The sequence below is a fragment of the Caballeronia sp. M23-90 genome (assembly GCF_053574605.1).
The window spans coordinates 1-8,265 of record NZ_JBSIPA010000292.1 but is presented as its reverse complement, the minus strand read 5'-3'; the positions used below and the strand labels follow the sequence as shown (position 1 = coordinate 8,265).

The 8,265-nt window shown below is 60.6% G+C and carries 6 protein-coding genes and 1 pseudogene; 6 read left to right on the top strand and 1 reads right to left on the bottom strand.

Annotation, left to right across the window (positions count from 1 at the left end; genetic code table 11):
• Positions 1 to 443: pyridoxal-phosphate dependent enzyme (locus tag ACRXB1_RS23955; protein WP_449493443.1), on the bottom strand; the 443-nt coding region annotated here is incomplete at its 3' end.
• 304 nt (positions 444 to 747) lie between these two features.
• Here ACRXB1_RS23955 and ACRXB1_RS23950 point away from each other — a divergent pair.
• From ACRXB1_RS23950 to ACRXB1_RS23925, 6 genes and pseudogenes are all read left to right on the top strand, one after another.
• Positions 748 to 1,737: a serine hydrolase domain-containing protein gene (locus tag ACRXB1_RS23950; protein ID WP_449493442.1), complete on the top strand. Its 990-nt coding sequence runs from the start codon at positions 748 to 750 to the stop codon at positions 1,735 to 1,737.
• A gap of 436 nt (positions 1,738 to 2,173) precedes the next feature.
• Complete coding sequence (locus ACRXB1_RS23945) at positions 2,174 to 6,265, top strand: DUF3683 domain-containing protein (protein WP_061998397.1); 4,092 nt, start codon at positions 2,174 to 2,176, stop codon at positions 6,263 to 6,265.
• 34 nt (positions 6,266 to 6,299) lie between these two features.
• Entirely contained in the window at positions 6,300 to 6,731 is a 432-nt protein-coding gene (locus ACRXB1_RS23940; RefSeq protein ID WP_449493441.1) for an HIT family protein, read from the top strand.
• A 26-nt stretch (positions 6,732 to 6,757) separates the two neighbouring features.
• Positions 6,758 to 7,168: a gamma-butyrobetaine hydroxylase-like domain-containing protein gene (locus ACRXB1_RS23935; protein ID WP_449493440.1), complete on the top strand. Its 411-nt coding sequence runs from the start codon at positions 6,758 to 6,760 to the stop codon at positions 7,166 to 7,168.
• Between the two features lie 97 nt (positions 7,169 to 7,265).
• Positions 7,266 to 7,997, top strand: a complete 732-nt coding sequence (ubiE, locus tag ACRXB1_RS23930; protein WP_061998400.1) for a bifunctional demethylmenaquinone methyltransferase/2-methoxy-6-polyprenyl-1,4-benzoquinol methylase UbiE — start codon at positions 7,266 to 7,268, stop codon at positions 7,995 to 7,997.
• Positions 7,998 to 8,023: 26 nt separating this feature from the next.
• A pseudogene (locus ACRXB1_RS23925) lies at positions 8,024 to 8,265 on the top strand (hypothetical protein); the annotation flags it as partial.

Here is an 8,265-nt window from a genome sequence, read left to right as displayed (position 1 = left end):
TGAGCATGATTTCCCGCCGATGCCGTAATCACGCCGCGAGCGAGGATATCGGCGGGGAGGTGCACCATCTTGTTGTACGCGCCGCGAATCTTGAACGAGAACACCGGCTGGTTGTCTTCGCGCTTCACTTGCGGCGTGGTCACCGGCACGACGATCACGGCCTTGCAGCCGAGCCGCGTGGCGGAATAGGCGACCCCTTGAGCATGATTTCCCGCCGATGCCGTAATCACGCCGCGAGCGAGGATATCGGCGGGGAGGTGCACCATCTTGTTGTACGCGCCGCGAATCTTGAACGAGAACACCGGCTGGTTGTCTTCGCGCTTCAGATAGACCGAGTTGTGCAGTCGCGCGGACAGATTGCGGGCGGGTTCGAGTTCGCTTTCGCGGGCGACGTCGTAGACGCGCGCGGTCAGGACTTTCTTCAGGTAATCAGGGTGTGCCATGCAGGAGCCGTTCGCGCGCTCGGGAGCACGCCATTTTTGAGCGAAAGCAATAATGATAGCTCAGGGGGCCGCCGGCGCCCGGCTCGGGCGGTCTTCGACTTCGTTAGCGCACCGCCGGCGCCCGCAATCCGCCTTCCCCGACGAGAGTCGACGATTGTCACTTTTCCGCATATTTCGCGCGTGGTGGTCTGGCCGGGCGAAGAATAGCTGTGGCTCCGCGTCTACTTGACCGTCCGCGCCCAAACCCTGAGACACGCGCCGGTCATGCTTGCGGGTTCATTCAACTGTTCACGGTGGATTGGATATGCATTCAGACTGGCTGACAGACAAACGTGAGAAGCATGAATTCGACGCCAGCGTGCTGGCCGACGTGCTGGACAACGGAGCGCGCGAACCCGGCCTTCGCAGCCTGCTCGTGGTCCGCAACGGATCGCTGGTTGGCGAACGCTATTACAGCGGCGCGTCAGCCGACGACCTCCAGCCGCTCAATTCAATTACCAAGAGCGTGACCTCCATGCTGGTCGGACAGGCGTTGCAGCGTGGCGGGATCCGAGGAGGATTGAGGGCGACGGTGCGCGAGCTTTTGCCGGAAGCGGTGGCCAAGGCGCCTGATTCACCCGCAGCCGGCGTAACCCTCGCGCAAATCCTTTCGGGGAGGGCGGGTCTCACCTACGACTGGCAAGCGCGTTACGACGAACTCATGAGCGCGCCCGATCTGGTCTCCATGGCGCTCGCTCTTCCTGCCGATCCAACATCGCCACCGCCCTGGATCTACAACGACCCGGCCGTTTCGCTGATTTCGCCGATCCTGTCGAGGGCAGAAGGCCTCGATCTCGCCGATCTCGCCGCGCGCGATCTCTTCGCCCCGCTTGGCATCGAGCGCTACGAATGGGCCCGCGACAACGCCGGCCGGTCGCTGAGCTTCGCCGGCCTGGCGCTGCGTCCGCGCGACCTGATGAAATTGATCTGGGTCATGGCCAATGACGGCAAGTGGCATGACCGTACCGTGATTCCCGGCGCCTGGGTGAGCGACAGCACGCACTCCCATGGCGCGGCGAGCTGGCGTGTCAGGCATGTTTCGAACATCGGTTATGGTTACTTGTGGTTCACCGGTGTGATCCACGGTAATCCGGTTGTACTGGGCTGGGGATACGGCGGACAGTTTGCGCTGTGGGCGCCGGGGTTGCGGCTGGCGGTGGCGACATCGGCTGTATCGCCGCCCGCGGAACAACTGGCCGCTCAGACCGGGGCGATCATGGCGCGTATCGTCCGGCTGGTACTGGCGGCAAGGTAAAACCGCCGGACGCGCAAAAATCGCCAAAAAGCCGTCCGAAAAGCGCATGCATAAAGCCCTTCAACCCGCTAGCGAGCGCGAACGGCGAATATCGCGATGGGTTAGAATTCGCTTTTCGATACAGGATCGGAAGATGCAACGGCAGTGCCGGACCGGCTTTTTGACGCATGTTCCTCGCAACGCTCAACCCGAGTGCAGCGCGCTGTGCCGCATAACCCGCGCGGCTGCGAAATTTCGTGCGCAATTAGCGCGACATGCGCGATCGTGGCGCTGATTCCGGTACCTTCGAAGGTTTTGCATCGCTTGCCACCCTCTGCCGGCGAGCACCTTCACTAAAAAAGTTTCACTCGAAAAACTGCGCTTCCCCGCGCAATGCCGGCTATACCGCTGCTTCTGCTTCCAACAGCGCGGGCGCCGGCCCACCGAACTGTCGAATATGAACGCACCCCAAGCCTTCGATCCGAACGGCGCCGCGCATGCCGTGGCCCTGGATACCGAGCCGCGCCTGCGCGAAATTCCCTATAACTACACGTCGTTCTCCGATCGCGAAATCGTGATCCGCCTGCTGGGCGAAGAAGCGTGGGCCGCGCTCGCCAATTTGCGCAGCGAACGCCGCACGGGCCGCTCGGCACGCATGCTCTACGAGGTGCTGGGCGACATCTGGGTGGTGCGCCGCAATCCGTACCTGCAGGACGATCTGCTCGACAATCCGAAACGCCGCGCATTGTTGATCGAAGCGCTGAACCATCGTCTGGGCGATATCGAGAAGCGTCGTAAGGCCGACCTCTCGCAACATCAGGACGATGCCGGCCGCGACCGTGCTGCGCGCGTGGAGTTGCTGATCAGCGCCGCGTGCCGCGCGGTCGAGGACTTCAAAAAGGAGTTTGAGCAGACCTACGATTTGCGCAAGAAGGCATCGAAGGTGTTCAGCAAGGTCACCGAGAAAGACAACATCAAGTTCGACGGGTTATCGCGTGTATCCCACGTGACGGACGCGACCGACTGGCGCGTCGAATACCCGTTCGTGGTGCTTACGCCCGATACCGAAGCCGAGATCGCCGGCCTGATCAAGGCGTGTTTCGAACTCGGACTGACCGTGATTCCGCGCGGAGGCGGCACGGGCTACACCGGCGGCGCGATCCCGCTGACGCCGTTCGCGGCCGTCATCAACACGGAAAAACTGGAACAGCTCGGTCCCGTCGAGATGACGGATCTGCCGGGTGTCGATGGCAAGGTCGCGACCATTTTCTCGGGCGCGGGCGTCGTGACCCGCCGCGTGACCGAAGCCGCCGAGCAGGCCGGATTCGTGTTCGCCGTGGACCCGACGTCGCTGGATGCATCGTGCGTAGGCGGCAATGTCGCAATGAACGCCGGCGGCAAGAAGGCCGTTTTGTGGGGCACCGCGCTGGACAACCTCGCGTGGTGGCGCATGGTCGATCCGGAAGGCAACTGGCTCGAGATCACGCGCCTCGACCACAACCTCGGCAAGATCCACGATATTCCCGTGGCGCGTTTCCGGCTCGACTGGTTCGACGGTTCGCGCGCGCCGGGCGAAAAACTGCTGCGCACGGAATCGCTCGATATCTCCGGCACGAAGTTCCGCAAGGAAGGGCTCGGCAAGGACGTGACGGACAAGTTCCTGTCGGGTCTGCCCGGCGTTCAGAAGGAAGGTTGCGACGGGCTGATCACATCGGCGCGATGGATCCTGCACAAGATGCCCGCGCATACGCGCACGGTCTGCCTGGAGTTTTTCGGCCAGGCGCGCGACGCGATTCCGAGCATCGTGGAGATCAAGGATTATTTGTTCGAGACGTCGAAGCAGGGCGGCGCGATCCTCGCCGGGCTCGAACATCTCGACGAACGCTATCTGCGCGCCGTCGGTTACGCGACCAAAAGCAAGCGCAACGCGTTTCCGAAGATGGTGCTGATTGGCGACATCGTCGGTGACGATCCGGATGCGGTCGCCCAGGCAACGTCCGAAGTCGTGCGCATGGCAAACGGCAAGAGCGGTGAAGGTTTCGTTGCGGTGAACGCCGAGGCGCGCAAGCGTTTCTGGCTGGATCGTTCGCGCACGGCGGCTATCGCCAAGCACACGAACGCGTTCAAGATCAACGAAGACGTCGTGATTCCGCTCAACCGCATGGGCGAATACACGGATGGAATCGAGCGGATCAATATCGAGTTGTCGATCAAGAACAAGCTGCAACTGGTCGATGCGCTCGAAACCTTCTTCAAGGCCGGCAAGCTGCCGCTTGGCAAGAGCGACGACGCGAACGAAATTCCGAGCGCCGAGTTGCTCGAAGACCGCGTGCAGCAAGCGCTCGATCTGCTCAAGCGCGTGCGTGAACGCTGGACGTTCGTCGGCGAAAAGCTGGATATGCCGTTGCGCGAAGCGCAGCATTATCTGGTTCAACTCGGTTACGAAGGTCTCGCCGAGAAGCTCGCGGATCGCGTGGATTCACAGCAAGGCGTTCGCGTATTCGATGTCGCGCAAGACCGCACCATCCGCATTTCCTGGAAGCAGGAACTGCGCGCGGAATTGCGCCATATCTTCAATGGCGGCGAGTTCAAGCCGATCCTCGAAGAAGCACAGAACATCCACAAGACGGTGCTGCGTGGCCGCGTGTTCGTCGCGCTCCACATGCACGCGGGCGACGGCAACGTCCACACGAACATCCCGGTCAACTCCGATAACTACGAGATGCTGCAGGACGCGCACGTCGCGGTCGCACGCATCATGAAGCTCGCGCGTGACCTTGACGGCGTGATTTCGGGCGAGCACGGTATCGGCATCACGAAGCTGGAATTCCTGACGGAAGAAGAAATCGGCGAATTCCGGGCGTACAAGCAACGGGTCGATCCGAACGGCCGCTTCAACGCGGGCAAGCTGCTCGCGGGCGCCGATCTGCGTAACGCCTACACGCCGAGTTTCGGGCTGATGGGTTATGAATCGCTGATCATGCAGCAATCGGATATTGGCGCGATCGCCGATTCCATCAAGGATTGCCTGCGGTGCGGCAAGTGCAAGCCGGTTTGCGCCACGCACGTTCCCCGCGCCAACTTGTTGTACAGCCCACGCAACAAGATCCTCGCCACGTCCTTGCTGGTCGAAGCATTCCTGTATGAAGAGCAGACGCGTCGCGGGGTATCGATCAAGCACTGGGACGAGTTCAACGACGTCGCCGATCACTGCACGGTTTGCCACAAATGCGTGACGCCGTGCCCGGTGAAGATCGATTTCGGCGATGTCACCATGAACATGCGCAACCTGCTGCGCAAGATGGGCAAGAAGAAATTCAACGCGGGCAACGCGGCGGGCATGTTCTTTTTGAACGCCACGAACCCGCAGACCATCAACCTCGCCCGCACGGCGATGATGGGCGTCGGTTACAAGGCGCAACGTCTCGGCAACGACGTGCTGAAGAAGTTCACGAAGAAGCAGACGGCGAAACCGCCGGCAACGGTCGGCAAGCCGGCGGTGACGCAGCAGGTCATCCACTTCATGAACAAGAAGATGCCTGGCAATCTGCCAAAAAAGACGGCGCGGGCGCTGCTGGATATCGAGGACAACAAGATCGTCCCGATCATCCGCAATCCGAAAACGACCACGTCGGATACGGAAGCCGTGTTTTATTTCCCGGGCTGCGGCTCGGAGCGCCTGTTTTCGCAAGTCGGTCTCGCGACGCAGGCCATGTTGTGGGAGGCGGGCGTGCAGACGGTCTTGCCGCCGGGCTACTTGTGCTGCGGTTATCCGCAACGCGGTGCAGGCCAGTTCGACAAAGCCGAAAAGATCGTCACGGATAACCGCGTGCTGTTCCATCGCGTGGCCAATACGCTGAACTACCTCGACATCAAGACGGTGGTCGTGTCGTGTGGAACCTGCTACGACCAGCTTGCTGGTTACGAATTCGAGAAGATCTTCCCGGGCTGCAGGATCATCGATATCCACGAATTTTTGCTTGAAAAGAACATCAAGCTGGAAGGCGTGAGCGGCACGCGCTACATGTACCACGACCCGTGCCACTCGCCGATCAAGACCATGGACCCGATCAAGCTCGTGAACGACATCATGGGCTCGGCGCACGATGGATACAAAATCGAGAAGAACGATCGATGCTGCGGCGAATCGGGCACGCTCGCGGTCACGCGTCCGGACATTTCCACGCAAGTCCGATTCCGCAAGGAAGAGGAAATCCGCAAGGGCGCGGCGAAGTTGCGCGACATTCCGCTTGTGGCCGAAGCTGGCGCCAACGGCATCAATCTGGCGAACGCGTCTGCAGGAACGGCGGGCGCTGCGCCGGGTTCAGTGCTAAAAGCAGGGGACGGCGCGTTATCCACCGGTACCGACGTCAAGATCCTCACAAGCTGCCCGTCGTGCCTGCAGGGTTTGTCGCGGTACAACGAGGATGCGAACATCGAAGCGGATTACATCGTCGTGGAAATTGCCCGCAAGGTCCTCGGCGCGAGCTGGATGGAAGATTACGTCGCACGTGCTAACGATGGCGGGATCGAGCGCGTGCTGGTGTAATAGCGAACCGGGGTAGTTTCGCTAGAGGAAAACGATGGACTGTGTTTTTTGTCGTGAAGACGGCGGCGACGTCTTGTGGTCGGACGACGCGCTGCGCGTCGTCCTCGCCGATGAGCCCGACTGGCCGGGGTTTTGTCGCGTGATCTGGACCGCGCACGTAGCCGAGATGTCCGATCTCGAGAACGCGGACCGCGCAAAGCTGATGTCGGCGGTGAACGGCGTCGAGCGCGCGATCCGGCGCGTCATCTCGCCCGCAAAAGTGAATCTGGCGAGCCTCGGCAACCAGGTCCCTCACGTCCATTGGCACGTCATTCCCCGCCATTCCAACGATTCCCGTTTCCCGCTGCCCATCTGGGCGCCGCGCCAGCGCACGGTCTCGCATGCGCTGCTGTCGAACCGGCGCGCTCAGGCAACCTTGCTTCGCGAAGCCGTCCGCAGCGAAATGGCGCTGGCGTTCGGGTCATAGCCCAAGACTTTCAATAAAGGCTCAACATGAGCGGACTTACCAAACAAACGCCGATTCCGACTGGCATCGTCGTGCATTCCAGGACGCGCGCGCTCGAGTTGCAATACGCGAACGATCAGACGTATCGCCTCGCGTTCGAGCTATTGCGCGTATATTCGCCGTCGGCGGAGGTTCAGGGGCACGGTCCCGGCCAGGAAACGCTGCAGACGGGCAAGCGCGATGTATCGATCATTTCTGTCGATCCCGTTGGCCACTACGCGCTCCAGCTCAATTTCTCGGATGGCCACAACACGGGCATTTATTCGTGGGACATCCTGCACGACCTCGCAGTGCGCCAGGACGAGTTGTGGGCGGAGTATCTGGGCAAGCTGGAAGCGGCTGGCATCGATCGCGACGCGCCGATGGCGCCGAAAGCGTCCGGCGGACACTGCCACTGACCCATTTTAAATTTGGCAGCGGCGATTTGCCGCAGCACCAGGCCGACTGCTCGAAGGGTTCGGCCAATTACACGAACAAAAGGCGAGGACAAACGCGATGAGCAAGACCCACTTCGGTTTTGAAACGGTCGACGAACAAGACAAAGCGAAGAAGGTGGCGGGCGTGTTCCACTCAGTCGCGAGCAATTACGACCTGATGAACGACCTGATGTCGGGCGGTTTGCATCGCGCGTGGAAGCTGTTCACGATCGGCCAGGCGAAGGTGCGGCCGGGCTACAAAGTGCTCGATCTGGCAGGCGGGACGGGCGATCTGGCGAAAGCGTTCGCCAAGCAGGCCGGTGAAAAAGGCGAAGTCTGGCACACGGATATCAACGAATCGATGCTGCGCGTCGGGCGCGACCGGCTGCTCGACAAAGGCGTGATCACGCCCACGCTGATCTGCGACGCAGAGAAGATTCCGTTCCCCGATAATTATTTCGATATCATTACAGTTGCCTTTGGACTTCGTAATATGACGCACAAAGATGGTGCTTTAGCCGAAATGTATCGCGTCGTGAAGCCGGGTGGGAAAGTGATGGTCCTGGAGTTCTCGAAAGTTTGGGACCCGCTCAAGAAAGCCTACGATCTGTACAGTTTCAAGATCTTGCCGTGGCTTGGAGACAAGATAGCGAAAGATGCAGATAGCTACCGCTACCTCGCGGAGTCGATCCGGATGCATCCGGACCAGGAAACTTTAAAAACAATGATGGAACGCGCTGGCCTGGAACAAGTCGAATATTACAATTTGTCAGGTGGCGTGGTAGCGTTACACGTCGGGACCAAATTTTAGTGTTCCACTTTTTAAAAGGATTCGAAATGTCCGATTCGCGCTTACCCCAATCTCGGGGTTTCCTGAAGTCGTTATTCAGGAAAGCCGGGGTCGTTGCGCTGGCTGGCGTAATCATGGCCGGTGCACTCGTTACAGAAGACGCCGAGGCTCGCCGCATGGGCGGTGGCCGCAGCATGGGCCGTCAATCCACTACGGCCACTCAACAACATCAGGCCACGCCGCCGTCGCAGTCCATGCAGCCGGGTCAGGCCGCGAACGCTCAGCGCGA